Here is a 25,281-nt window from a genome sequence, read left to right as displayed (position 1 = left end):
TCAATCCCCCCGATTCGTGATCTCTACCCTAGAACACGAACTCCGGCGACAACGCGGTTGATGTCTCTCCAATTCCCCTTCTGCGTGTCTGGAATCGACACGAACAACAGGCCGGGCTTGCTGGACCGCCTCTGCAGCACGACGACGGCCGCCATGGACGTCCGCTTGCCGTACGAGACGCGGTAGACCAGGGCCCAGCCCTTGGCCACCGCCTTGGACCCCACCCAGCGGATCTTGGCGCCCTTGGGGTGGTGGTTGAGCGTCCACCTGGCGGCCAGGAGCGCGGTGTCGCGCGGGTTCTCCTGCGCCTCGATCGGCACGGGGCAGCTCACGAGGATGCCCCTGGCGCCCTTCTTGACCGGCGGCAGCACCTGCCTGGTCGAGAAGGGTCCTGAGCCGTAGCGCTTCCAGGGCTTTCCGAGCAGCGGTACGGCCAGGCCGGCGCGCTTGTCCTTCAGCGTTCCGCGAACCTTGGCAGCGCGCCCGGGCAGCTTCCCGAAGCCGAGCTTGCCGCCGAGGGCGGGCAGGCGGCGATCGGCCTCCAGCGCCTGCATCGCCGTGTAGCCGGGCGCGATCGTGGCGCCGGGCGACGGTGTGGGCGTGGGGCTGGGAACGGGCGAAGCCGAGGCCGAGGGGGGAACGGTCGATGGCGCGGCGATCGACCGTTGCGCCCCGGCTTCGTCGGGCCGCGAGGGGAGCAGGAAGGCGATTCCCACGGCGGCCACGACCACCGCGACAACTATGGCCAGCCCTCGGTAGACCACTCGCATCCGCAGGTCACCGATGCGGCGGCGCCTGAGCGAAGATCTCTCACGGACCACCACGGTCCCACCGTCCCCATCGAGCACGATCGGGAGCGTACGACAAAACCCGCCAATCCGTATACGAAGCGACCGAAGTGACATCATGGCGTGCGTGGACCAGGTAGAGCTGAGATTCGATCTTGCTTCGCGCGAGGCGCAGACCCATACCAACCTCTCCGCGGTCCGCAGGGACTCCTCCGGCCTGTGGGTGGCGGGCGACGAAACCGCGACGATCGAGCATCTGACCTGGTCGGGAACGCTCTACGACCACGAGCGCACCTTCAGGCTGGCCGACTACGTGGACCTGCCCGCCGGACCAGACGACGAGGCCGACATCGAGGGGCTGGCCAGGCACGACGGCGCGCTGTGGGCGATCGGCTCGCACAGTCTCAAGCGCCGCCGCGCCAAGCCCAAGGACCCGGCCAAGGCGATCAAACGGCTGGCCACGGTGGTGCGCGAGGAGAACCGTTTCATCCTGGTACGGCTCCCGCTGGACCCGGTCACCAACGAGCCCGGCAAGGGCGCCATCCTGTCGGGGCGCGGCGAGAACCTCGCCGACCTGATGCGCGACGACCCCCACCTGGGACCGTTCCTGGCGTTGCCCGGCAAGGACAACGGGCTGGACATCGAGGGCATCGCGGTGACCGGCGAGCGCGTCTACGTCGGGCTGCGCGGGCCGGTCCTGCGCGGCTGGGCGGTGGTGCTGGAGATCCGGCCGTTCGTCGACGGCGACCGCCTGCGGCTGGCCGGGCCGTACCGCAAGCACTTCCTGGACCTGGGCGGGCTCGGGGTGCGCGACCTGTGCCCGATCGGCGACGACCTGCTGCTGCTCACCGGCCCCAGCATGGATCTGGACGGTCCGGTGCGCGTGGTGCGCTGGCGGGCGCGCGAGCACGGCTCGGTGGTGTCGGCCAAGGAGCTGGAGACGGTGGCCGAGCTGGACTACGGCGTGGGCTGCGACCACCCGGAGGGGCTGGCGGTGCTGGAGGACGGCAGGCTGATGGTCGTCTACGACAGCCCGTCGACCGGACGGCTGACCCCCGAAGGCGGCGTCATGGCCGATCTGATCACGCTCTAGGCAGCCCCGGCGCGTCGGCGACGAACGTGCACGAACCCGGCTCGATCTCGGTGAACCCGGCGTCGCGCACCACGGGCAGCCCGGCGGCGGCCATGCGCTTGAAGTCGGCCACGGACGCGGTCCTGGCGGAGACGTCGAATTCGCGGCGTTCGGCCTCCGGCGTCGCCCACCACAGCAGCTGGGCTGCGTGACCGGCCTGGGCCATCGCCTTGCCCGCCGACATCTCCAGCTCCGGGTTCTCCCAGAGCACGACGTCTCCCGGCGGCCCGGGTTCGACGGTGTCCACCAGCGTCGTGCCGGACACCTGGAGCCGCGCCAGGTCCTTGGGCCAGTCGTCGAGCGGCACCGGCGGATGCACGCGCACCTCAGCCGTCCTGTGCGCGATCGTACGGCCGGGCAGCGCGAGCACGCGCTCCCACTCCGCGCCGCGCGCCCTGCGCACCACCTTGCGAATACGTCCTGCCGACTCCCAGGTGTGGACCTCCTGGGCCCACTCCCCCGGGTCGGCCAGCAGGCTGAGCACGGCCAGCGCCGCCGCCTCGAGCGCGTCGGTGCGCTCAGGCGGGGCTGTGCGTTCGATCCTGACGACCAGTGGGAGCACCATCACGGGTCCTAGCATGCCCGATGGCCACCGACAGCCCCGCGGCCAGGAGGCACAGTGCGCCGGCTCCGTACCAGGCGGCGTCGTATCCCCCCAGGTGGTCGCGGGTCAGCCCGGCCCCGACCGCGGCGATCGCGGCCCCGACCTGGTGCGAGGCGAACACCCAGCCGAACACCACGGCCCCGTCCGCGCCGTAGATCCTCCGGCACAGCGCGACGGTCGGCGGTACGGTCGCCACCCAGTCGAGCCCGTAGAAGATGATGAACACCAGCATGCTGGGGTGCGCGGAAGCGGAGAACAGCGACGGCAACACCATCAGGCTGAGCCCGCGCAACGCGTAGTAGGCGCCGAGCAGGATCCGCGGGTCGACGCGGTCGCTCAGCCAGCCGGAGAACACGGTGCCGACCACGTCGAAGATCCCGACGAGGGCGAGCAGCCCGGCTGCCGTGGCCTGCGGCATGCCGTGGTCGTGCGCGGCGGGGATGAAGTGGGTGCCGACCAGCCCGTTCGTGCTCGCCCCGCAGATCGCGAAGCCACCGGCGAGAAACCAGAAGGGCCTGGTCCTGACCGCCTTCGCCAGCACGGAGACGGCCCTGACCGCCGCGTTCTCCTTCGACGCCTCGGGGCGGACGGCGCCGGGTTCGGCGCCCAGGGCGGTGGTGCCGACGTCCTCGGGCCGGTCGCGCAGGAACCACCACACCAGCGGGACGACGACCAGCGCGGCCCCGGTCACGGTCAGCGAGGCGACCCGCCAGCCGGGGCCGTCGGCGAGCTGGGCGAGCACCGGGAGGAAGATGAGCTGCCCGGTCGCGCCTGCCGCCGTGAGCACGCCGGTGACGACGCCGCGGTGCCGTACGAACCAGCGGTCGGTCACCGTCGCCACGAACACCAGCGCCATCGAGCCGGTGCCGAGGCCGACGAGCACGCCCCAGCAGAGCAGCAGCTGCCAGCTCGCCGTCATGAACACCGTCAGCCCGCTGCCCGCCGCCACCAGGAGCAGCGCGAGGGAGACAACCCTGCGCATGCCGAACCGGTCCATGAGCGCGGCGGCGAAGGGGGCGGTCAGCCCGTAGAGGACGAGGTTGACGGACACGGCCATCGAGATCGTCGCGCTCGACCAGCCGAACTCGTTCTGCAGCGGGGTGATGAGCACCCCGGGTGTGGCGCGGAATCCGGCCGCCCCCAGGATCGCCACGAACGCCACACCTGCCGCCAGCCACGCTCTGTGCATGGGCTCGATCCTGCTTTATCCGCCCATGGCGGCACGAGTGGCCGGAAGGCCAATATGTGAAAGAATCCGGCCATGGCGCAGCATCGCATCGCCGTCGTGGTTCTCGACGACTTCGCCACGCTCGACCTGGGCATCCCGGGTCAGGTGTTCTGGGCGGCGCGCGACGCCGCGGGGCGGCACCTGTACGAGGTGGTGACGTGCACGGTCGGCGGGCGGCCCGTCCGTACCGAAGCCGGGTACACGATCGTTCCCGATCACGGCCTTGACGTGCTGGACAGCGCGGACACCGTGCTGATCCCCGGCGTGCACGGCGGCACCCCGCTCACCGAGGGGACGATCTCCGGCGACCTGCGCGAGGCGCTGCGGGGGCGCCCGAGGGTCATGTCGATCTGTACGGGCGCGTTCGTGCTGGCCGCGGCCGGACTGCTGGACGGGAGGCCTGCCACCACGCACTGGATGTGGGCCAACCGTTTCCGCAGGCTCTTCCCCGAGGTGCCGCTGGACCCCGATGTGCTGTTCGTCGACGACGGTGACGTGCTCACCTCGGCGGGTGTCGCCGCCGGGCTCGACCTCTGCCTGCACGTGATCAGGCGCGACCACGGCAGCGCGATCGCCAACGCCGCCGCGCGCCGCTGCGTGATGCCGCCGTGGCGGGAGGGCGGGCAGGCGCAGTTCATCGACCGGCCGCTGCCGGATCCCGGCGGCACGAGCACGGCGGCCACGCGGGCGTGGATGCTCGGCAACCTGGAGGCGGGGTTCGACCTCGACGCGCTGGCGGCGCACGCGCGGATGAGCGTGCGGACGTTCACCAGGCGGTTCCGGGAGGAGACGGGGGTCAGCCCGGCGAGGTGGCTGGCGGGGCAGCGGGTGGAGCACGCCAGACACCTGCTGGAGACCACGGACCTGCCGGTGGACCAGGTGGCGGCCCAGGCGGGCTTCGGCAGCGCGGTCTCCCTGCGCCAGCACCTCCACACCGCCGTGGGCGTCTCCCCACTGGCTTACAGACAGACCTTCAAACGCTGAAAACCCCCCACCGCGACCCCTCTCCCCATCACAGAAGCGCGCCGGGAGTCTCGGTGACCGTCTCTAAGAACACCTAACAAGAGACCTCCCGCACACATCTCACCCCTCGCAAGGAGAGGTGAGGGGTATTTCGGTCAGGAGGTCTAAGGACGGCACCCCGCCCGAGGAGACATCCCCAAAAAGGACCGCACCCCGTGCGGGGGTGGGGCTAGTCGAAAAGGTCCGGCTGCTCGCGGGTGATCTGGTCGTGCAAGGGCTGGTAGTTGATCCACCCCACGAGGTCGTTGCCGATCTGCTGGTGCGTCAGGGCGGCGTTCTCCGGTGAGATGGGCACGACCTGCCCAGCCGCCTTGGCGACCAGCTGCACCTGAGCCGAACGCTCCATCGTGATGAACCACCACGCCGCAGCGTCCACCGTCGTGCCGACCGTCAGGAGCCCGTGGTTACGCAGCACGACCGCCTTACGTTCCCCCAGCGTCGCCGCGATGCGCTTGCCCTCCTCCAGGTCCGTCACCACACCCGTGTAGTCGTCGAACAACGCGTTGTCCTGGTAGAACGCACAGGCGTCCTGGGTGATCGGCTCGATCGTCCCACCCAAAGCCGACAGCGCCCGCCCGTAGATCGAGTGGCTGTGCGCCGCAGCCACCACGTCAGGACGCGCCTGGTGCACCTGCGAGTGGATCGCGAACGCCGCCTCGTTGACGTGGTAACGCCCCTCGACGACCTTGCCCTCGTGGTTCACCAGGATCAGGTCGCTCACCGTGATGTGCTTGAACGACATGCCGAACGGATTGACCCAGAAGTGGTCCTCGAGCTCCGGGTCGCGCGCCGTGATGTGCCCGGCGACCCCCTCCTCGAAGCCGAACTTGCCGAAGATCCGCAGCGCCGCCGTGAGGCGTTCCTTGCGGTGCCGCCGCTCCTCCTCGACCGTCTCAAAGGTGGGAGGCAGGCGGAAGATGAGGTTCTCAGGCATGCGGCGACTCCTATCGGCTAGAACTTCGTTCTACCACACCTACGCCTCCGGATCCGCCGCCCGCCTGCGCAGCCAGTCGGCCACCGGGCGGAAGTCCGTCCGCGCCCCGATGACGTCGGCGAGGGCGAGCAGCTGCCCGGTCGGCAGCCAGCCGCGCCGGTTCCTGAGCCGCAGCTTGAAGGTGGTGCCCATGTGGTCCCTGATGACCAGTACGGGGATCTCGCCCGGCGTCGTGGTGGCCACGTCGGGCACCGATTCGAGGGAGATGTCGATGGCCTCGGTGAGGTCGGTGGCGGTGGTCCTGAGGAGGTCGCGGCGCACCAGCTCGTGCCCGTCGAGCCACACCTTGCTGCTGCGTACGACAAGGACACCGAGACCGGCCACGATGCCGACAGGGAGGACGAAGAAGAGGGCGAACTCCACCGCGACCTGGCGCAGGTCCGCCCGGTCTGCCAGCAGGGTGGCGGCGACGGCGAACCCGCAGAAGACGGCCACGACGGTGGTGAGGCAGCCCGCGAAGAAGCGGGCGGGCGTGGAGGGAGCGTCGAGGTAGATGCGGGAGGACACGCGGGAAGGCTAACGCCTGTCCGGCGCGAAGGGCACCCCGGCTCCTCTGGCGCGCAACGCGACGACCAGCGCCTCTCCGGCCAGGCCCACCCCGATCGAGAGCTGCATCGGGCGGGCCTGCTCGTGCATCCCCATGGCCAGGGCGAGCGCGCCCAGACCGAATCCGGCGGCCGCGGTGACCACCCAGACGACCAGGGTGCGCCAGGTGTAGCGCTGCCAGAGCACGCCCTCCTTGGCGTACAGGAGCGTGGTCGAGGCGCGGACGGCGCCGAAGCCGACGCCGACGGCGCAGGTGACCGCGAGCCAGCCGAGGTCGACGGCGGTGAGCGGGATCCTGGTCAGGCTGTGGACGCCGAGGGCGATGAGCACGACCGGCGGCACGTAGACGTCACGGGCGTTGAGCGGCTCGCCGATCATGCGCCTGACCACGACGTATCCGACGAGCAGCACGATTATTAGCACAGTCATGCTAAATAAATTAGCAGGGTCGTGCTATAAAAGACAACGTGCCGAAAATCGTGGATCCCGAGGCCAGACGCGAAGAGGTCGTCGAGGCGGTGTTCCGCGTGGTGCGCAGGGACGGGATCGAACAGGCCTCGCTGCGGAACGTCGCCAACGAGGCGGGGCTGGCGATCGGGTCGGTGAGGCACTACTTCGACAGCCACACCGAGCTGATGGTCTTCGCGATGCGCGCGATGAGCGAGCGGGTGGGCGCGCGATTGATGGCCCACCTGGAGACACTTCCCGAGGACCCGCGGAAGGCGGCGGTGGCGATGTTGTGCGAGCTGCTGCCGCTGGACGAGCGGCGGCGGGACGAGGCGACGGTGTGGCTGGCCTTCGCGATGGCCGCCCGCACCCGGCCGGAGCTGCAGCCCCACGCCGCGAAGGTCCACGACGACATGCGAAGGCTGGTCGGCCGGGTCCTGGAGGGCGCCCAACGCCTGGGCCGCCTGCCGAAGGACGCCGACCTGGAGTTGGAGACGGAGCGCCTGTGCGCCCTGATCGACGGCCTCAGCGTCGAAGCGATCCTCCAACCGGACCGCATAGCCCCGGAGACGATGACCAGGGTCCTGCTACGGCAACTCGACGCATGGTGAACCGCGAAGCCTCACAACACCCCCGCAAGCGTGAATACAACGGTCAGGGTGCGTGTCATGCGCCCAGAGGGTATTCCGTGCGCCAGTGGTGGTAGCGGTCGTCGAGGCCCTCGACTGCCGCGTGGTACGCGTCCTGGAGCTTGCCCGTGAGGGGGCCTGCGCCGATCTCGCGGCCGTCCACCGACTCCACGGCGACGATGCCCGAGGCCGAGCCGCACACGAAGACCTCGTCGGCCGTGTAAAGGTCCGTGCGCAACAGGTCCCGGCGGGTCACCGGGACCCCCAGGTCGCGGGCCAGCTGCTCCACGGTGTCCTGGGTGATGCCGTCCAGGGCCCCGGCCGAGGACGGCGGGGTCGACAGCACACCGTCCCTCACCACGAAGATGTTCGTCCCCGTGCACTCGCTCACGTACCCGGCCGCGTTGAGGAGCACCGCCTCGTCGTACCCCGCGTCCAGCGCCTCGTTCTTGGCGATCACCGAGTTCAGGTAGGGACCGGTGGCCTTGGCGGCCGTCGGCAGGGTGGACGGGTCGTTGCGTCGCCATGAGCTGGTCATCAGGCGCAGCGCCCGGTCGCCGAGCAACGCGCCCCACTCCCACGCGGCGATGGACACCACCACGGGTGAGGTCCGCGCCGCGATGCCCAGCTCGCCGTACCCACGATGGACGAGATGCCGGATGTAGCAGGACTCCAGCCCGTTGGCCGCGACCGTCTCCAGGGTGGCCGCCCGCAACTCCCCCATCGTGTACGGCACAGCCAGCCCGATCATCTTGGCGCTCCGGTAGAGCCGTTCCAGGTGCTCGTCGAGCCGGAAGACGGCCGAGCCGTACGCCCTGGTCCCCTCGAGCACGGCCGTCCCGTAATGCAGCGCGTGGCTCAGCACGTGGACCTTCGCCTGCTCCCACGGGACCAGCGTCCCGTCCATCCAGATCGTCTCCGCCTGCACGGCAGCTCCAAGTGGCTCAAGAATCGGAGTCTTATTGAGCCACTTTGCCAAGAAGTGACCCGAGGTGCAAGGGCATAATGGCCCGATGGGAAGCGAAGAGCTGGCTGCGCTCATCCGCGACAGGTTCAGGCTGCGCGACGGCATCCCCAGCAAACGGCTCGCCGGAGCGCTCACCGACCTCGCCGAGATCGGCGCGCTGGCCCCAGGCGCCCGACTCCCCTCGGAGCGCGACCTGGCCCAGACCGTCGGCGTGAGCCGCGGCACCGTGGCCGCGGCCCTCAACTCCCTCGTCGAGCAGGGGTTGTGCGAGCGCAGGCACGGCAGCGGCACCTACCTTCTTGCGCCGCCGACGTTCGGCGCGCTGCTCTACGGCGGCCACGTGGCGGCCGACCTGTCGACCTCGGTGGTGCCCGACCCCTCGCACCTGGTGATGCCGCCGCTGGACGCGGCCGCCCTCATGCGCACTCCCAGCGGCCACGGTTACGACGGCAGGGGCGATCACCGGCTGCGGGCGATGCTGGGAGGGAACGTCCTGATCACCGGCGGCGCCCAGCAGGGCATCGACCTGGCGGCCAGGGTCCTGCTGCGCCCCGGCGACCGGGTGCTGGTGGCCGATCCCACCTACGTGGGCGCGCTGTCGGTGTTCGCGCGCGCCGGAGCCACCGCCGTCGCCGCCGACCTGACCGATCCGGCCGCCGTGGGCAAGGCGCTGGCCGAGCACCGCCCGGCCCTCGTCTACACGGTCACTGTCGGCAACCCGACCGGGGCCGTGGAGGACCTGCGCCACGTCGCCGAGCTGGCCAGGGCCGCCGACGTGCCGCTCGTGGAGGACAGGACGCTGGCCGAGCTGGTCTTCGACGGCGAGCCGCCCCAGCGGCTGTCCACCTGGCACCCGCACGGCACGGTCGCCGTCGGCTCGCTGTCCAAGGTGTTGTGGGGCGGCCTGCGGCTGGGCTGGCTGGAGGCGCCGGAGCCGCTGCTGGCCCGGCTGGCCGAGGTCAAGCAGGACACCGACCTGGCCACCAGCGCCGTGTCCCAGCGCCTGGCCGCCGAGCTGCTCGAACGCAACCCGCCAGGGCCGTGGATCGCCGAGCTGGCCAGGCGGCGCGACCACTTCGCCGCGGCGCTGGCCGCGCACGTGCCGAGCTGGACCTGGGACCCGCCGGGCGGCGGGCTGTCGCTCTGGGTGCGGCTGCCCGGCGTCGACACCGACCGGTTCGCGGCGGTCGCGAGGAGGCACGGCGTGGCCGTGGCTCCCGGTTCGCTCTTCTCGCCCGACGGGCGGCACCGCGACCGGCTGCGGCTCAGCTTCGCCCTCACACCGGAACTTCTCGACCGTGCGGCGGCCGGCCTGTCCCAGGCCATGGCCGCCTACCTGCAGATACCCCTAAATCCCGATATTTCGTGACTTTCGGTTGCCCTAAATAGGTGGAGAAAAGCCTCTTTCCGGTCATTGACAGCATCACTCCGCGTGCACAGAATGATCAACGCTTGGCGACCCCAAGAGGACACACACCCAGCGGCTGAGGATCTCGGTCGTTGTCCGAGGAGCGCCCCTTTTGTTGAATTTGTCCCCTGGACGGCACACCCTTGCCGTCATCGGAACAGGTGGGCTCGCTCGTGGCCTTTGCTACGCACTGGCCGATACCGCGCGTGTCCCGCTTGACCTGCTCGTCGTCGGCCGCAGCCAGGAGCGTGCGGCCGAGGTCGCCTATGTCAGTTCGGCCAGGGCCGGACTGTCGGGCGCACCTGTTGTCAGCCGCTCACTGACGGTAAACATGGCCAGTGCGCAGGCGCTGACCGAATTGCTGGCGGCGGCAGCGCCCTCGGGCGTGGTGCTCGCCGCCTCGTCCCAGTCGCCGTGGGAGCGCACCCGCGCACCCTCCGCGTGGACCCGGCTCGTCGCCGACGCCGGTTTCGGCCTGACCCTGCCCTTCCAGGCGGAGCTGGCCCTCCGCGTGGGCGCCGCCGCGCCGTCCGGCTCCTGGTTCATCAACGCGTGCTTCCCCGACGCCGTCAACCCCGTGCTCGCCGCTGCGGGCGTGCCGGTGCTCTGCGGCATCGGCAACGTGGCGCTGCTCGCGGCGAGCATCCAGGCCGCCCTCGGGCTGCCCGACCAGCGCGAGCTGCGCGTCCTGGCCCACCACGCCCACCTGCACGCGCCGCACGGCGACCAGGAGGAGGCGATGGCCTGGCTCGACGGCAAGCCCGTCGAGGGGGTCGGCGACCTGCTCGCCGCGCAGCGCGCCACTGACAGGGCCGAGCTCAACCACGTCACCGGGCTGGCGGCGGCCAAGCTCGTGCTCGGCGTGCTCGACGGAGCCGAGCAGGTCGCCAGCCTGCCCGGACCGCTCGGGCTGCCCGGCGGGTACCCGGTGCGGCTGTCCGGCGACCGGATCGAGCTGCTGCTGCCCGACGGGATGGAGCGCGACGACGCGGTCGCCTTCAACCAGCGCGCAGCCGTACACGACGGTGTGGTCGTGGACGGTGACAGGGTCAGGTTCACCTCGCCCGCCGTCGCCGAGCACGACCCCGACCTGGCCCAAGAATTCAGCGTCTCCGAGATCGACCGGGTCACCGACCGGCTGGACCGGCTCAGAACCCGCCTGCGCGACCGTCCCCCTCTCACCTGAAGCCCGAGCGAGGTCCGTCAACGATGCCGAACTCCGTCCTCACAGAATCCAACCTTCTGGCCGACTTCTACGACCGGTTGCCACGCTCGATCGCCGCCTGCGCCGACGACACCGCCCCGGTCAGGAACGGCTCGGTCTTCTCCCCCGGCTTCCTGCTGCCAGAGCTGGACGACCGCCTGCTCGACTTCCTGTCCGTCGCCACCGCCACCTGGCAGGGCATCGGCTCGTACGGCGGGCACCGCCTGACGCTGCTCGACCTGACCCGCAACCCGGGCACGGGCACCACCAAGACCTTCCCCTCCCTGCTCATCGTGGCCAGGGCGGTCGAGTACATCCGCAGGTACGGCGAGCCGATCACGATCTTCTCCCCCACCTCGGCCAACAAGGGCACCGCGCTGCGCGACGCCGTGCTGCGCGCCATCGACGCCGGGCTCGTCGAGCCCGAGCAGCTGCGCGTGGTGGTGCTCGCGCCCGAGGGCTGCCTGGCCAAGCTGCGCTCCAGCCGCCTGTCCACCGACCCGGTGCTGCGCGAGCTCAACCCCGTCCTGGTGTACGGCGGGCCGGAGCCTGAGGACGTCAAGGCCATCGGCCGCGCCTTCGCCGACAAGTACACCGGCGACGTCGGCAACCTCTGGTACTCCCTCGACCTGGCCAACTACCTGGTCGCCGACACCGCCAGGGCGTTCTTCGAGCACGAGGCCGACCCGATCGGCGAGACGCCGCGCCTGCACGCGCACGCCGTGTCCAGCGCGTTCGGCCTGCTCGGCTACCACCGCGGGCGCGCCGTCCTGGAGGAGGACGGCCTGGCCGACCCGGCCACCCGCCCGGCCAGCCTGCTGGTGCAGCACCTCGGCACCCCGGACATGGTCCTCAACCTGCGCAACGGCGACTTCGACCGCTCAGGCCTGCCCGCCTACGCGCCGGGCGCCGACGGCCTCCACACCCAGTCGGCCGACCCGCGCTTCCCGCAGGTCACCTACGACCCCGACGAGGTGCTCGACCCGACCTTCTACACCCACCGCCCGGCCACGTCCCCGGCGATGAACGACATCATCGCCAGGCACGGCGGCGACGGCATCGTGGTGTCGCTGGCCGAGTGCGTCGCCCGCTACCCGAGCCTGCGCGAGCTGCTGTCCGTCTCCGGCCGCCCGCTGCCCGCCGACCTGCGCACGCTGCGCGAGTGGTCGCTGGTCATGGCCATGACCGGGGTGCTCAACGCGGTCGACAGGGGCCTGGTCGAGCCGGGCGCCGACATCGTGATCCACGGTTCAGGTTCGTACGGCGCGGCCGACTACCGGCTGCTCGAGCACGACGCGATCACCCCGGTGAGCACCGTCGAGGACGTCGCCGGGGCGGTACTGCGCTGATGGGTGGCGACGCGATCGCCGTCGTCGGTATGGCCGGGCGTTTCCCCGGCGCGCCCGACGTGGCGAGTTTCTGGCGCGGGCTGCTGGCGGGCGTGGACGCCGTGCACGACTACACCGCCGACGAGCTGCGCGCCCTGGGCATCGGCGAGGGATACGTCCCGGCCGGTGGGCGGCTGGACGGCGTGGCCGACTTCGACGCGGCCTTCTTCGGCATCTCGCCGGAGGAGGCGGTCGCGATGGACCCGCAGCACCGGCTGTTCCTGGAGCAGGCGTGGCTCGCGCTGGAGGACGCCGGGCCGTCCGACGGGCTGGTCGGCGTCTTCGCCGGGTCGGCGATCAACAGGTATTTCCTGCTGCGCCAGTTCGACCGCGACGCCGACCTGGCGCCGGGGTGGTCGGCCGACTACCTGCCCTCGCAGGTGGCCTACCGGCTCGACCTCACGGGCCCGGCGGTCGCGGTGCAGACCGCCTGCTCCAGCTCGCTCGTCGCGGTGTGCACGGCGGCGACGGCGCTGGCCGACTACCGGTGCGATCTCGCGCTGGCGGGCGGGGTCAGCGTGATGGAGCCGCGGTTCCGGCACACGCCGGGTGGGCTGGTCTCGCCGGACGGGCGGTGCCGGGCGTTCGACGCGGCGGGTGAGGGGGCCGCCTACGGCAGTGGCGTCGCGGTGCTGGCGCTCAAGCGGCTCGAAGACGCCGAGGAGGCCGGTGACCAGGTCTACGCGGTGCTGCGCGGCTGGGCCGTGGGCAACGACGGCGCGACCAGGGCCGGGTTCTCGGCACCTGGGCTGAAGGGCCAGGCGCAGGTGGTGGCCGAGGCGCTGGCGAGCGCGGAGCTCGACGGCGCCGGGATCGGCTACGTGGAGGCGCACGGCAGCGGCACCCTGGCCGGTGACGCGATCGAGGTGGCCGCGCTCTCCCAGGCGTTCGGCCCCGGCCTCGCGCCCGCTTCGTGCGCGCTCGGCTCGGTCAAGACCAACGTCGGCAACCTGGACGCGGCGGCGGGCGCGGTGGGGCTGATCAAGGCGGTGCTGGCCGTACGGCACGGCGTGGTCCCGCAGAACCTGCACTTCGACGAGCCGAGCCCGGAGATCGACTTCGGTCCGTTCTTCGTGCCGGTCAAGAACCACCCGCTGGAGGTGCGCAGGGCCGGGGTCAGCTCGTTCGGGCTGGGCGGCACCAACGCGCACGTGATCGTGGAGAGCGCCCCGCCGCAGGAGCCGCGCGAGCCGTGCGCCCCCGGCTGGCAGGCGCTGCAGGTCTCCGCGCGCACGCCCGAGGCGCTGGAGGAGGCCAAGGCCCGGCTGGCCGACCACCTGGAGTCCGAGCCCGGGCTGCGGCTGGACGACGTGGCCTTCACGCTGGCCGGCCGCCGGGCCTTCACGCACCGGTTCGTGGCCTGGTGCAGGGACGTCGAGGAGGCGATCGGGGTGCTGCGCGGCGCGGAGAGCGTCCCGCAGCCGCCGGAGCCGCGGGCCGCAGGACGCCGGGTGTCGCTGCCCGGCTACCCCTTCCAGCGACAGCGCTACTGGATCGAGGACCGGCCGTGAATCACTGGTTCAGCACCCCGCACCCGAGGCCCGGCGCGCAGGCGCTGCTGTTCTGCCTGCCGTACGCGGGCGCGGGCGCCTCGGCGTTCCGCGGCTGGTCGGCCGCCGCCGGGCCCGCCCTCGAGGTGCTCGCCGTGATGCTGCCCGGCAGGGAGGCGCGCATCGGCGACCGCACGCCGGTCGACGCGGGCGCGCTGGCCACGGCCATCGCCGAGCGCGCGGACCGGCCGTACGCGATCTACGGCCACTCGATGGGCGGCAGGCTCGGCTTCGAGGTGGTGCGCGAGCTGCGCAGGCGCGGCGCGCCCCTGCCCGCGCACCTCTACGTCGGCGGGTGCCGCCCGCCCGACCTGGTCGACCCGCTCGAAGGCCTGTCGCAGGTGAGCGACGAGGAATTGCTGGGGCGCCTGGACGAGCTGGGCGGCATGTCGGCCGAGGTGATGGGCGAGCCCGAGCTGCTGGAGCTGCTCGTGCCGGTGTTCCGCGCCGACTTCGGCTGGCTGGACGCCCACCGCTACACCCCTGAAGAGCCCCTTCCCGTGCCCATCACGGCCTTCGCGGGTACGGACGACAGGGCCGTGCCGGTCGAGGCGATGCGGCACTGGGCCACCCACACCTCGGGCGCCTTCGACCTGCACGTCGAGCCCGGCGGTCACTTCTTCCTGCACGACAGCAGGGACCTCATTCTCCGTACGGTCGCCGCCGACCTCGCGGGCGGCCACCTGGTGCCGCTCGGCGGGACCGGCTGGTCGGTGTGGCGCGAGGCGATCCTGCGCAGCACCGGCTTCCCCGCCGACGGGCTCGACCTGCTGGCCGCCCCCGACCTGGCGAAAGCCGCCGACGAGCTGCTGGACGGCGGTGATGTGCAGGTCTTCGACGAGCTGCTGGCGCGGACCCTGGCCCAGAGCGGGGCGCGTGCCAGCGAGCTGGCCGCCGACCCGCTGCTCAGGGAGGCGCTCACCTGGCAGAACCGCAACGCGCTGCTGTCCCTGGACGGGCTCGTCCGCGGCGGGCCGGACCAGGCGCGCAACCGCGACCGGCGGGCGCGCGAGCTGATGCTCGCCAAGTACTGGCAGCGCTACTGCGCCAAGAACGAGACGATCGGCTTCTTCGGCCCGGTCTCCTGGTCCACGATCGACCCGCAGGCGCCGGCGATCAGCGTGCGGGTGGGGCCGGAGCTGGTCAGGGAGCGGCTGGTCGGCTTCGAGGACTGGGCGATCCGCGCCTTCGCCGCCGCCTACCGGCACCTGCTGCCGGTAGCGCTGCAGCCGCAGCTCGCCCTGGACGGCCGCCACCTGCTGCGCCCCGCGCAGCCACCCCTCCCGGTGTCGGCCGCCGAGGCGGCGGTCCTCGCCCTGTGCGACGGTCGACGCACCGCGTCCATGATCGCTTCGGAAGCAGCCGGTCAGGCGGGCATTCGCACATCGGCCGACGCCATGACCCTGCTCGACCGGCTGGACGAGCGCGCCCTGCTGTCGTGGGCGAGCGACCTTCCCCAGGTCCCCGACACCGACCGGCTCCTCCGCACGATGCTGACGGATGAGGAGGCCCTCGCCGGGCTGGACCGGCTGTGCGCCGCCAAGGACCGGGTGGCGGCGGCGGCAGGCGACCCGGACGCGTTGAAGGACGCCCTCGAAGCGCTCGATACCGAGTTCACCGCCGTGACCGGCCTGCCGCCGCAGCGCCGCGCCGGGCAGACGTACGCCGGGCGCGGCCTCGTCTACGAGGACACCGTGCGCGACGTGGACGTCACCTTCGGCGGGCCGCTCCTCGACGAGCTCGCAGAACCCCTCGCCCTGTTGTTACGCGCCGCCCGCTGGCTGACCGCCGAACTGGCCGCGAAGTACGGCGCCGCCCTGCGCGACCTGTACGAGGAGTTACGCGCCGAGGGCGACACGGTGAGCCTGGCCGACGTCTGGTTCCTGGCCCAGGGCCTGCTGTTCGGCTCGGGCGAGCGCCCGGTGGACGACGTGGCCAGGGAGTTCGCCCAGCGCTGGGCCGTGCTGTTCGGCCTGACCGGAGCCCAGGACGCCCCCCTGCACTTCGACCCGGCCGACCTGGCCGAGGCGGCCGCGAAGGCCTTCCCCGCAGCGGCCCCCGGCTGGTCCACCGGCCGCCTGCACAGCCCCGACCTGCAGATCTGCGCCGACAGCCCGGAGGCGATCGAGCGCGGCGACTACCTGGTAGTGCTCGGCGAGATGCACGCCGCCTGGCCCACCTTCGACTGCGCCGTCTTCACCCGGCTGCACCCCCACCCGGAAACCCTGCGCGAAGCCCTGGACGCCGACGTCGGCGCGCGCCGCGTCAGGCCGCTCTACCCGGCCGACTGGCCCCGCTACACCGGCCGCGTCTCGGCCAGCCTCGACGGCCCGGAGGTCGCCCAGCTCGGCTGGGCGGCGGCGCCGGGCGCCGACCCCGACCGGCTCCTGCCCGCCGTCACCGTCAGCGTGGTCGAGGAGCAGGGCGAGCTGATCGCCGTAGCCCCCGACGGGCGTCGCTGGCCGCTGCTGGAGACGTTCGCCGCGCTGATCTCGATGCACGCCGTCGACGGGTTCAAGCTGACCGGCGCGGCCGAGGGGCACACCCCGCGCATCTCGATCGGCCGCCTGGTGGTGGCGCGCGAGACGTGGCGCACGACGGCCGGGGCCACCGGGCTGGCGGCCGCCAAGGGCGAGCGCGCGTGCTACCTGGCCGTCCGCGCGTGGCGGCGGGAGCTGGGGCTGCCTGAGCGGGTGTTCGTCAAGCTGAGCACCGAGATCAAGCCGACCTACGTCGACCTGGGCAGCCCGCTGTACGCGTCGCTGCTGTGCGCGATGATCCGCCGCACCGGCGAACCGGCGACGCGGCTGGTGGTGACCGAGCTGCTGCCCGCGCCCGAGCAGGCGTGGCTGGCCGACGCGGCGGGGCGGCGCTACTTCACCGAGCTGCGGCTGCACGCCACCGACCCCGTCCCAGCAAGGGAGGTCTCATGAGCAACCTGCCGGAACTGATCCTGGAGCAGGCGGCGCGCCGTCCGGACGCGCCCGCCGTACAGCAGTGGGGACGGACCCTGACGTACGGCGAGCTGGCCGGACGGGCGAGCGCGCTGGCCGCCGAGCTGCGGGACATGGGCGTGCGCCCCGAGCACCGGGTGGGGATCTGCCTGCGCAGGAAGCCGTCCATGGTCATCGGCGTGCTGGGCGTGCTGCTGTCCGGCGGCGCCTACGTGCCGCTCGACCCCGACGGCCCGCCGGTGCGCCGCGCCGAGATCGCCGCCGACGCGGGGATCGACGTGGTCGTCGTGGACGAGGAGACGAAGGGCCTGGTCGACGGGGTCGCCGTCCTCGTGCCCTCGCAAGCGGGTGATCCCTTCGCGTGCCCGGCCACCCCGGACGATCTGGCCTACGTGCTCTACACCTCGGGGTCCACGGGCCGCCCCAAGGGCGTGATGATCAGCCATCGCAGCCTGCTCGCCTACGCCGTCGGCTTCGGCGCGCTCACCGGCGCGGACGAGCACACCAGGGCGTTCGCCTTCGCCGCGCTCGGGTTCGACGTGTCCGTCGTCGACCTGATGGTGCCGCTGGCCGCGGGCGGCGTGATCCAGCTCGCCGGCGAGGAGGACCGGGCCGACCCCGCCAGGCTGCAGCGCTTCGCCGCCGAGCACGGCGTGAACTGGGGCACGCTTCCCGTGTCCGTGCTGCCGCTGCTCGACCCGGCCGGGCTGCCCGACTGGCGCATGGTGATCACCGGGGCGGAGGCTCCGGGTCCGGAGCAGGTGGAGCGCTGGTCGGCCGGCGGGCGCAGGTTCATGAACTGCTACGGGCCCACCGAGGCGACCGTCTCCGTGACCGCGTTCGAGACGTCGGGTCGCTGGGAGCGCCCGCTGCCGATCGGCCGGGCCACGACGGGACACCGCGCGCACGTGGTCGACGCCGACCTGAACCCCGTGCCGCCCGGCACGCCGGGCGAGCTGCTGGTCGGTGGGCCCGGTCTGGCCAGGGGGTACCTGGGACGGCCCGCGCTGACCGCCGAGCGGTTCGTGCCCGACCCGTGGGGCGAGCCGGGAGCGCGGCTCTACCGCACCGGCGATCTCGTGGTCGAGCAGGGCGACGGCGAGCTGATGTTCCTGGGCAGGGCCGACCGCCAGGTCAAGATCAGGGGCCAGCGGGTCGAGATCGGCGAGATCGAGGCCGTCCTGCGGGCGCACGCGTCGATCGGCCACGCGGTGGTGGAGATGGCGGGCGACCGGTTGATGGCGTTCTGCACCCCGCAGGACGTTGTGGAGGAGGAGGTGCTCGCCTACTGCGCGCAGCGCCTTCCCTCGGCGATGGTGCCCTCGCGGCTGCTGGCGCTCGACCGGCTGCCGCTGCTCGCCTCGGGCAAGGTGGACACGTCCGCGCTGCTCGCCATGACGCCGCGGACCGAGCGCGGCTCAGCGGCGCCGGAGACCGAGCTGGGGCGGCGGGTGGCCGGGCTCTGGGCGCGGGTGCTCGGGGTCGCCGAGGCCGGGCTCGACGACGACTTCTTCGCCAGCGGCGGCCACTCGATCAGCGCGATGCGCCTGGTGTCCGCCATCAGGGCGGAGCTAGGGCGGCCCGTCGCCGTCGAGGACATCTTCGCCGGGCGCACGCTCGCCGGGCTGATCGAGGCGATCTCCGCGGCGCGCCCCGGCGACGACGTCCCCGTCCCCCGGAACAGCCCGCCCACGCTGACCGCCGCGCAGCACCGGCTGTGGTTCGCCGACCAGCTCGCGCCGGACAGCTCCGCCTACAACATCTCCCTCGCGGAACGGCTGCGTGGCCCGCTGGACGTGGCCGCGCTCGCCGCCGCGCTGGAGGCGGTCGCGGCCAGGCACGAGGTGCTGCGCTGGCGCATCCGCGACTCGGGCGGCGTGCCGTACGTGGTGGTGGACCCGCCAGGTCCCGTGCCACTCCCGATCGAGGAGACCGGCGACCTGCGACGGGTCCTGGACGCCGAGGCCGCCCACCGGTTCGACCTGGCCGAAGGCCCGCTGTGGCAGGCCAGGCTCGTACGGCTGGCGCCCGACGACCACGTCCTGGCGCTCACCTTCCACCACGCGGTCTTCGACGGCTGGTCGGAGCGCCCCCTCCTGGACGACCTGGCCGGCGCCTACGCGGGCGAGAAGCTCACAGCCCCGCCGAGCACGTTCTCCGACTACGCCGGGTGGCGGTCCGCCAGGGACGCCAGGCGCGGCGCGGAGGACCTGGCGTGGTGGAAGGAGCACCTGACCGGCGCGCCCCCGACCTTGGAACTCCCGGCCGACCACCAGCGTCCCCCGGCGCAGACGTACAAGGGCGCCCTCGCCACCACCGCGCTGCCACAAGACGCCTCGGACGCGGTAAAAACGCTGGCCACCGAGCTCGGGACCACGGTTCCCGCGGTCCTGCTCGCCGCCTTCTGCGAGGTGCTGCGCCTGGCCACCGGCCGCGACGACCTCGTGGTCGGCACGCCCATGGCGGACCGCCGCCACGAGGCCTTCCAGGACCTGGTCGGCTTCTTCGTCGAGGTCGTCCCGCTGCGTGTGCGGGCGGACGCGCGTGCGAGCTTCGCCGACCGGGTGCGCGCCTGCGGCGAGGAGTTCCTGGCGGTGCTCGCCCACCCGGGCGCGACGCTGGAACGCGTGGTGGAGGCGCTGTCCCTGCCGCGCGACCCGCGCCGTGCGCCGCTGGTGCAGGTGCTGTTCAACGTCTACAACTTCCCTGAACCGCACCTGGAGCTGCCCGGCGTCCAGGTCGAGCGGGTCGAGCCAGGGCTGCCCGGCTCGCCGTTCGACCTGACGATCTACGCCGTCGAGCGGGACGGGCACTACGCGATCGACTGCGTCTACAACCCCGATCTGTTCGCGGCGGCGCGCATCGAGGCGCTGCTCGCGGCGTACACGACGCTGCTCGCCGAGGCGGCGGCCGCGCCGGAACGGCCGGTCGGCGAGCACGTGCTGCCCGGCGTCGAGGTGCTGGCCCAGGGCGTCAGCCAGGCGCAGCTCGCCCGGGTCATCTCCAGCGGAGCCGCGCCCACCACCCCCACCGAGCTCCTCGTCGCCCAGGTGTGGTGCGAGATCATCGGGCGCGACTCGGTGGGCGCCACGGACAACTTCTTCGACGTCGGCGGCACCTCGCTGGGCCTCGCCGTCGTCCAGGACCGGCTGGGCAGGCTCACCGGGCGACGCCTCGCCCTGGTCGACCTGTTCCAGCACACGACCGTACGCGCGATCGCCGCCCATCTCGACGGCGACACCGGCCAACCGACGCTCGACCGGGCCGACCAACGGGCCGAAGCGCGCCGTAACAGGAGAAGAGGCAGAAAGTGACGGAGTTCGCCGAAGGCGCCGAGCGCATCGCGATCATCGGGATGAGCGCCAGGGTCCCCGGCGCCAACGACCTGGACAGGTTCTGGCGCAACCTGGTGGACGGCGTGGAGTCCGTGACCACCTTCACCCGCGAGCAGCAGCTCGCGCTGGGCGTCACCGAGGCGGAGCTGGCCGACCCCGGGTTCGTGTCCGCCGCGCACGTCCTGACCGACATGGAGGGCTTCGACGCCCCACTGTTCGGCATGTCGCCGCGCGAGGCCGAGCTTGCCGACCCCCAGCAGCGGCTGTTCCTGGAGCAGTCGCACGCCGCGCTCGTGGACGCGGGCTACGACCCCGACCGCTACGACGGCGAGATCGGCGTGTACGGCGGCGCGGGCCCGAACCAGTACCAGTGGCTCAACCTGCGCACCAACCCCAGGATCGCGGGCGGCGCGGGAGCGCTGGGCCTGTCGGTGGGCAACAACACCGACTACATCGCCACCACCGTCTCCTACCGGCTCAACCTGCGCGGCCCCAGCCTGACCGTCACGACCGCCTGCTCCACCTCGCTGGTCGCGGTGCACCTGGCAGCCGAGGCGCTGCGCAACGGCGAGTGCGACATGGCCGTGGCCGGCGGCGTCTGCGTGGAGTTGCCGCACCGGCGCGGCTACCTGGGCGCGGACGGCTACACCTCCCCCGGCGGCCACGTGCGGCCCTTCGACGCGGACGCCGACGGCACCATGTGGGGCAGCGGCGTGGGCGTGATCGCGCTCAAGCGGCTGGCCGACGCGCAGGCCGACGGCGACACCATCAGGGCCGTCATCCTGGGCAACGCCATCAACAACGACGGCGCGAGCAAGGTCGGCTTCTCGGCGCCGAGCGTGCAGGGCCAGGCCGAGGTGATCGCGACCGCGCTCGGCGTGGCGGACGTGGACCCGCGCACGATCGGCTACGTCGAGGCGCACGGCACGGGCACCTCGCTCGGCGACCCGATCGAGCTGTCGGCCCTCTCCACCGTCTACGGCCGCGACACCGGCGAGACCGGCTGGTGCGGCATCGGCTCGGTCAAGTCGAACGTGGGCCACCTCAGCCAGGCGTCCGGCGTCGTCGGCGTGATCAAGACGGTGCTCGCGATGGAGCACGGCCTGATCCCGCCGAGCATCAACTACGAGCGCCCCAACCCGGCCATCGACTTCGAGGCCAGCCCCTTCTACGTCGTCTCCAGTCTGACCAAGTGGGAGGGGCCCAAGCGCGCGGCCGTCAGCTCGTTCGGCATCGGCGGCACCAACGCGCACATCGTGCTCCAGGAGGCGCCGCCGCGCGACCCGGCGCCCGCTCCCGTGCGGCCCGAGCTGCTGCAGCTCTCCGCCCGCACGCCGGAGGCGCTCAGCGCGCTGCGCGCCGAGCTGGCCGACCGGTTGGGCCGCTCCCCCGAGCTGTCACCGGCCGACGTCGCGTTCACGCTGCGCGCGGGCAGGAAGCAGTATCCGCACCGGCTCGCGGTCGTCGCCGAAGGGCTCGCCGACGCGGTGGCCGCGCTGGGCGACCGCAAGCGCAGCGTCACGGGCGTGGCGGGCGAGCAGCGGGTGGCGTTCCTGTTCTCCGGCCAGGGCGCGCAGTACGCGGGCATGGGCGCTGAGCTGTACGAGGCGGAGCCGGTCTTCGCCGACGCCGTCGACCGGTGCGCCGAGCTGCTGCCCGAGCTGAACCTCAAGGCGGCGATCTTCGGCGACGACAACGAGCTGCTGCGCCAGACGCACCTGACCCAGCCCGCGCTGTTCACCATCGAGTACGCCCTCGCCACCCTGTGGCAGGAGCGCGGCGTACGGCCGGCCGCGATGATCGGCCACTCCATCGGCGAGTACGTCGCCGCCACGCTCGCCGGGGTCTTCTCGCTGCCCGACGCCCTGCGGCTGGTGGCGGCGCGCGGCCGCCTCATGCAGTCGATGCCCGCAGGGACGATGCTGGCCGTACAGCGGGACGCGGCGGAGGTCGCGCCGCTGCTCACCCCCGACGTGTCCATCGCCACCGTCAACGGGCCCGGCACCTGCGTGGTCGCGGGCACCGAGGAGGCGGTGTCGGCGTTCGCCGAGCTGCTGCGCGCCCAGGACGTGCGCTCCACCCCGCTGCGCACCTCGCACGCCTTCCACTCCTCGATGATGGACCCGATCCTGGGCGCGTTCGAGGCGCTCGTCGCCGCCGTCCCGCGCCAGGCCCCCGCCGTACCGTTCCTGTCGAACGTGACCGGCACCTGGATCACCGACGCCGACGCGGTCGACCCGGCCTACTGGGCCAGGCACCTGCGCGAACCCGTCCTGTTCGGCGCGTGCGTGGCCACGCTGCTGGCCGAGGGGTCGTGGGTGCTGCTGGAGTGCGGTCCTGGCAAGCAGCTGTCGAGCCTGGCCAGGATGCAGCTGCGCGAGGCCATCGCGGGCGGCGCGCTCGCCCCGCTGTCCAGCCTGCCCGGCCCGGCCGAGAAGGCCGGCGACCTGACCACCCTGTACGGCACGGCCGCCCGCCTGTGGGTGAGCGGCGTGCCCGTCGCCTTCGGCGGCGAGGGCCGCCGGGTGCCCCTGCCCGGCTACCCCTACGAGCGCAAGCGCCACTTCGTGGAGCCCGGCGCCGGCGCGGTGTCCGCGCCGCCGCCGGTGGCGCGCACGATGGACGACTGGTTCGAGGTCCCGGTCTGGCAGCAGCTCACGCCCACCCCGGTGGGCGACCCGATCGACCGCTGCCTGCTGTTCACCACCGACGGCCGCCTGGCCGCCGCTCTCCGGGCGGACGGCTCCGAGGTCGTGGAGGTGCGGCCGGGCGACGCGTTCGCCCGGACCACGGACGGCTTCACCATCAGGCCGGGCGAGCGCGCCGACTACGACGCGCTCGTGGCCGCCGCCCCGGTCTCCCGCGTGATCCACGCGTGGGCGCTCGCGGGCGACGCCGATCTGGCCCAGGAGCGCGGCTTCTTCAGCCTCCTGCTCCTCACGCAGGCGCTGGCGGACGCCGAGGTGCGCCTCGACGTGCTCACCGAGGGCACGGAGGACGTGCTCGGCGGCGACCTGACCAGGCCCGAGTACGCCACCGTGGCCGGTGTCACCAGGGTCGCGCCGCTGGAGATCGACGGCCTGACCGTCACCCACGTGGACGTCGACCCGTCGACCACCGACGCTGCGCTCCTCGCCGAGCTGCGCCGCGAGCCGTCCGAGAGCGTCGTCGCCCTGCGCGCGGGGCGCCGCTGGCAGCGCGGCTTCTCCCCGGTGTCCGCGCCCGCGCCGGGCGCGCTGCGCGAGGGCGGGCGGTACCTGGTGACGGGCGGGCTCGGCGGCATCGGCATCTCCCTGGCCGAGGAGCTCGGCACCCGCTACAAGGCCAGGCTCGTGCTCGTCGGCAGGACCGGCCTGCCGCCGCGCGAGGAGTGGGACCGTCCGGGCGACAGCCGTACCGCCAGGGCGGTGTCGGTGATCCGCCGCGTCGAGGCGGCGGGCGGCCAGGTCGCCATGGTCACCGCTGACGTCACCGACGCCGCGCAGCTGCTCGCGGCCGGAGCCGTCTACGGCGGGCTGGACGGCATCGTGCACGCGGCCGGGCTGCCCGGCGGCGGCATGATCGAGGTCAAGGACCTGGACCAGGCGCGCGCCGTCCTCGCCCCGAAGGTGGCGGGCACGCTCGCGCTGCACGAGGCCTTCTCCGGCGAGGAGCTGGACTTCTTCGTCCTGTGCTCCTCGGTCACGGCGCTGACCGGCGGGGTCGGCCAGGTCGACTACACCGCGGCCAACGCCTTCCAGGACGCCTTCGCCAGGGCGCACGGCCTGGTGTCGCTCAACTGGGGCGCCTGGCTGGAGGTCGGCATGGCGGCCGAGGCGCGCGGCGAGGCGGCGGCTGAGCCGATCGACCACCCGATCCTGCGCACCAGGAACGGGCTGCTGGCCAAGGGCCTCATCTCAGCGCCCACGCACTGGGTGCTCGACGAGCACCGCATCGGCGGCACGCCCGTGCTGCCCGCGACAGGCCAGCTGGAGTGCGTGCGTGCGGCGTTCGCCGCCTGCGTCCCGTCGCCGGGCGACGGGTACGCGGTCGAGCTGAGCGACGTGGTCTTCACCGAGCCGCTGTCGGTGCCCGGCAGCTCGGAGGTCGTCGTCGCGTTCGACGCGCGCGGCGGCTTCGAGGTGAGCTCGGACGGCAGGACCCGTACGGCGGGCAGCGCGGCCTGGGTGCTCGCCGAGCCCGCGCTTCCCCAGGATCCGGCGGCGCTGCAGGGGAGGATGCGGCCTGCCGTACCGACCGAGCAGGGGCGGGTGAGCACGGTCGCGTTCGGTCCGCACTGGCGCGAGCCGTCGCGGATGTGGAGCGGCGACGGCGAGGAACTGGCCGTCATCGAGGCCGTCGAGCCCGAGGCGTGGGTGCTCCACCCGGCCACGCTCGACGTGGCCACCTCCTTCAGCCACGCGCTGGGCCGCGGCTCCTACCTGCCGCTCAGCTACGGCAGGCTGCTGGTCAGGTCGGCGCTGCCCGACCGCTTCCTCAGCCACCTGCGCCACCGCAGCGTCGGCGACGAGATCGTCGCCGTGGACGTCACGCTGCTCGACGAGGCGGGAACCGTCCTGGTCGAGATCGAGGAGTTCACGCTGCGCCGCGTCGACCCCGGCGCGCTCGCGCTCGGCGGCGCGCCCGCCGCGGCCACCGGCGAGGGCATCCGCCCGGCCGAGGGCGTGACGGCCTTCCTGCGCGCCCTCGACCTCGGGCCGCAGGTGGTCGTCAGCGCGACGTCGCTGGCCGACGTGACCGAGCGCGAGCGGCGTCCGATCGAGGTCGTGGTCGCCGAGCCGGTCGAGCGTGACACCCCCTACACCGCGCCAGAGGGCGAGCTGGCCCGCACGCTGGCCCGCATCTGGGGCGACGTGCTCGGCGTGGCCGCGGTCGGCGCCGACGACGACTTCTTCGACCTGGGCGGCAACTCGCTGGTGGCCGTCCAGCTCATCGCCCAGGTCAGGGCCGCGATCGGGGTCAAGCTGCCGATGCGCACCCTGTTCGAGGCGCCCACGGTCGAGCAGATGGCCGCCCGGGTAGAGCAGCTCGGCGCCGTCAAGGAAGCTGCGCCGACCGCCATTCCGCGACTGTCCAGGAGGTAG

Annotated in this window: 17 protein-coding genes; 10 read left to right on the top strand and 7 right to left on the bottom strand. The window is 72.7% G+C overall.

What is annotated here, in order from left to right; all coding sequences use genetic code 11:
* Positions 1 to 23: 23 nt before the first annotated feature.
* The gene (locus ACIBG8_RS29790; RefSeq protein WP_397346320.1) at positions 24 to 848 is read right to left on the bottom strand and encodes a hypothetical protein; all 825 of its coding nucleotides are present in this window, start codon (positions 846 to 848) and stop codon (positions 24 to 26) included.
* Between the two features lie 58 nt (positions 849 to 906).
* Between ACIBG8_RS29790 and ACIBG8_RS29785 the strand changes: the two genes are divergently transcribed.
* Entirely contained in the window at positions 907 to 1,881 is a 975-nt protein-coding gene (locus tag ACIBG8_RS29785) for a DUF3616 domain-containing protein (protein ID WP_397346319.1), read from the top strand.
* On the opposite strand, the gene ACIBG8_RS29780 is transcribed toward ACIBG8_RS29785, so the two are convergent.
* Complete coding sequence (locus tag ACIBG8_RS29780) at positions 1,871 to 2,485, bottom strand: peptidyl-tRNA hydrolase (RefSeq protein WP_397347798.1); 615 nt, start codon at positions 2,483 to 2,485, stop codon at positions 1,871 to 1,873. The two genes, ACIBG8_RS29785 and ACIBG8_RS29780, sit on opposite strands and share 11 nt — an antisense overlap.
* A complete protein-coding gene (locus ACIBG8_RS29775; protein ID WP_397346318.1) occupies positions 2,439 to 3,713 on the bottom strand; it encodes an MFS transporter in 1,275 nt (424 codons plus the stop codon). Before ACIBG8_RS29775 ends, ACIBG8_RS29780 begins: the two co-directional genes overlap by 47 nt.
* Positions 3,714 to 3,785: 72 nt before the next feature.
* Here ACIBG8_RS29775 and ACIBG8_RS29770 point away from each other — a divergent pair, with 72 nt between their 5' ends.
* Positions 3,786 to 4,736: a GlxA family transcriptional regulator gene (locus tag ACIBG8_RS29770; RefSeq protein WP_397346317.1), complete on the top strand. Its 951-nt coding sequence runs from the start codon at positions 3,786 to 3,788 to the stop codon at positions 4,734 to 4,736.
* A 208-nt stretch (positions 4,737 to 4,944) separates the two neighbouring features.
* On the opposite strand, the gene ACIBG8_RS29765 is transcribed toward ACIBG8_RS29770, so the two are convergent.
* The 3 genes from ACIBG8_RS29765 to ACIBG8_RS29755 are packed head-to-tail and all read right to left on the bottom strand — an operon-like array spanning position 4,945 to position 6,744.
* A complete protein-coding gene (locus tag ACIBG8_RS29765; RefSeq protein WP_397346316.1) occupies positions 4,945 to 5,709 on the bottom strand; it encodes a class II aldolase/adducin family protein in 765 nt (254 codons plus the stop codon).
* Between the two features lie 39 nt (positions 5,710 to 5,748).
* Positions 5,749 to 6,276 (bottom strand): hypothetical protein, encoded by a 528-nt coding sequence (locus ACIBG8_RS29760; protein ID WP_397346315.1) that lies wholly within the window; start codon positions 6,274 to 6,276, stop codon positions 5,749 to 5,751.
* 9 nt (positions 6,277 to 6,285) lie between these two features.
* Positions 6,286 to 6,744 (bottom strand): hypothetical protein, encoded by a 459-nt coding sequence (locus ACIBG8_RS29755; protein WP_397346314.1) that lies wholly within the window; start codon positions 6,742 to 6,744, stop codon positions 6,286 to 6,288.
* 38 nt (positions 6,745 to 6,782) lie between these two features.
* Here ACIBG8_RS29755 and ACIBG8_RS29750 point away from each other — a divergent pair, with 38 nt between their 5' ends.
* Entirely contained in the window at positions 6,783 to 7,373 is a 591-nt protein-coding gene (locus ACIBG8_RS29750; RefSeq protein WP_397346313.1) for a TetR/AcrR family transcriptional regulator, read from the top strand.
* 55 nt (positions 7,374 to 7,428) lie between these two features.
* On the opposite strand, the gene ACIBG8_RS29745 is transcribed toward ACIBG8_RS29750, so the two are convergent.
* The gene (locus ACIBG8_RS29745; protein WP_397346312.1) at positions 7,429 to 8,319 is read right to left on the bottom strand and encodes a branched-chain amino acid transaminase; all 891 of its coding nucleotides are present in this window, start codon (positions 8,317 to 8,319) and stop codon (positions 7,429 to 7,431) included.
* Positions 8,320 to 8,404: 85 nt separating this feature from the next.
* Here ACIBG8_RS29745 and ACIBG8_RS29740 point away from each other — a divergent pair, with 85 nt between their 5' ends.
* The 7 genes from ACIBG8_RS29740 to ACIBG8_RS29710 all read left to right on the top strand — a co-directional run bounded on the left by ACIBG8_RS29740 (position 8,405) and on the right by ACIBG8_RS29710 (position 25,281).
* Positions 8,405 to 9,727 (top strand): PLP-dependent aminotransferase family protein, encoded by a 1,323-nt coding sequence (locus tag ACIBG8_RS29740; protein WP_397346311.1) that lies wholly within the window; start codon positions 8,405 to 8,407, stop codon positions 9,725 to 9,727.
* Positions 9,728 to 10,097: 370 nt separating this feature from the next.
* Positions 10,098 to 10,952 carry a hypothetical protein gene (locus ACIBG8_RS29735; protein WP_397346310.1) on the top strand — a complete coding sequence of 285 codons (855 nt, stop codon included), beginning with the start codon at positions 10,098 to 10,100 and terminating at the stop codon, positions 10,950 to 10,952.
* 23 nt (positions 10,953 to 10,975) lie between these two features.
* Positions 10,976 to 12,319: a DUF6002 family protein gene (locus ACIBG8_RS29730; RefSeq protein ID WP_397346309.1), complete on the top strand. Its 1,344-nt coding sequence runs from the start codon at positions 10,976 to 10,978 to the stop codon at positions 12,317 to 12,319.
* Positions 12,319 to 13,869, top strand: a complete 1,551-nt coding sequence (locus ACIBG8_RS29725) for a beta-ketoacyl synthase N-terminal-like domain-containing protein (protein ID WP_397346308.1) — start codon at positions 12,319 to 12,321, stop codon at positions 13,867 to 13,869. The genes ACIBG8_RS29730 and ACIBG8_RS29725 overlap by 1 nt, the downstream gene beginning before the upstream one ends.
* Positions 13,866 to 16,841, top strand: a complete 2,976-nt coding sequence (locus ACIBG8_RS29720) for a thioesterase domain-containing protein (RefSeq protein WP_397346307.1) — start codon at positions 13,866 to 13,868, stop codon at positions 16,839 to 16,841. The genes ACIBG8_RS29725 and ACIBG8_RS29720 overlap by 4 nt, the downstream gene beginning before the upstream one ends.
* On the top strand, positions 16,838 to 20,176 hold the full coding sequence (locus tag ACIBG8_RS29715; RefSeq protein ID WP_397346306.1) for an amino acid adenylation domain-containing protein: 3,339 nt from the start codon (positions 16,838 to 16,840) through the stop codon (positions 20,174 to 20,176). Before ACIBG8_RS29720 ends, ACIBG8_RS29715 begins: the two co-directional genes overlap by 4 nt.
* Positions 20,173 to 25,281 carry a beta-ketoacyl synthase N-terminal-like domain-containing protein gene (locus ACIBG8_RS29710; protein ID WP_397346305.1) on the top strand — a complete coding sequence of 1,703 codons (5,109 nt, stop codon included), beginning with the start codon at positions 20,173 to 20,175 and terminating at the stop codon, positions 25,279 to 25,281. Before ACIBG8_RS29715 ends, ACIBG8_RS29710 begins: the two co-directional genes overlap by 4 nt.

The organism is Nonomuraea sp. NPDC050556 (assembly GCF_044457355.1).
Taxonomy (GTDB): Bacteria; Actinomycetota; Actinomycetes; order Streptosporangiales; family Streptosporangiaceae; genus Nonomuraea.
This window is presented reverse-complemented; position numbering and strand designations above follow the sequence as displayed.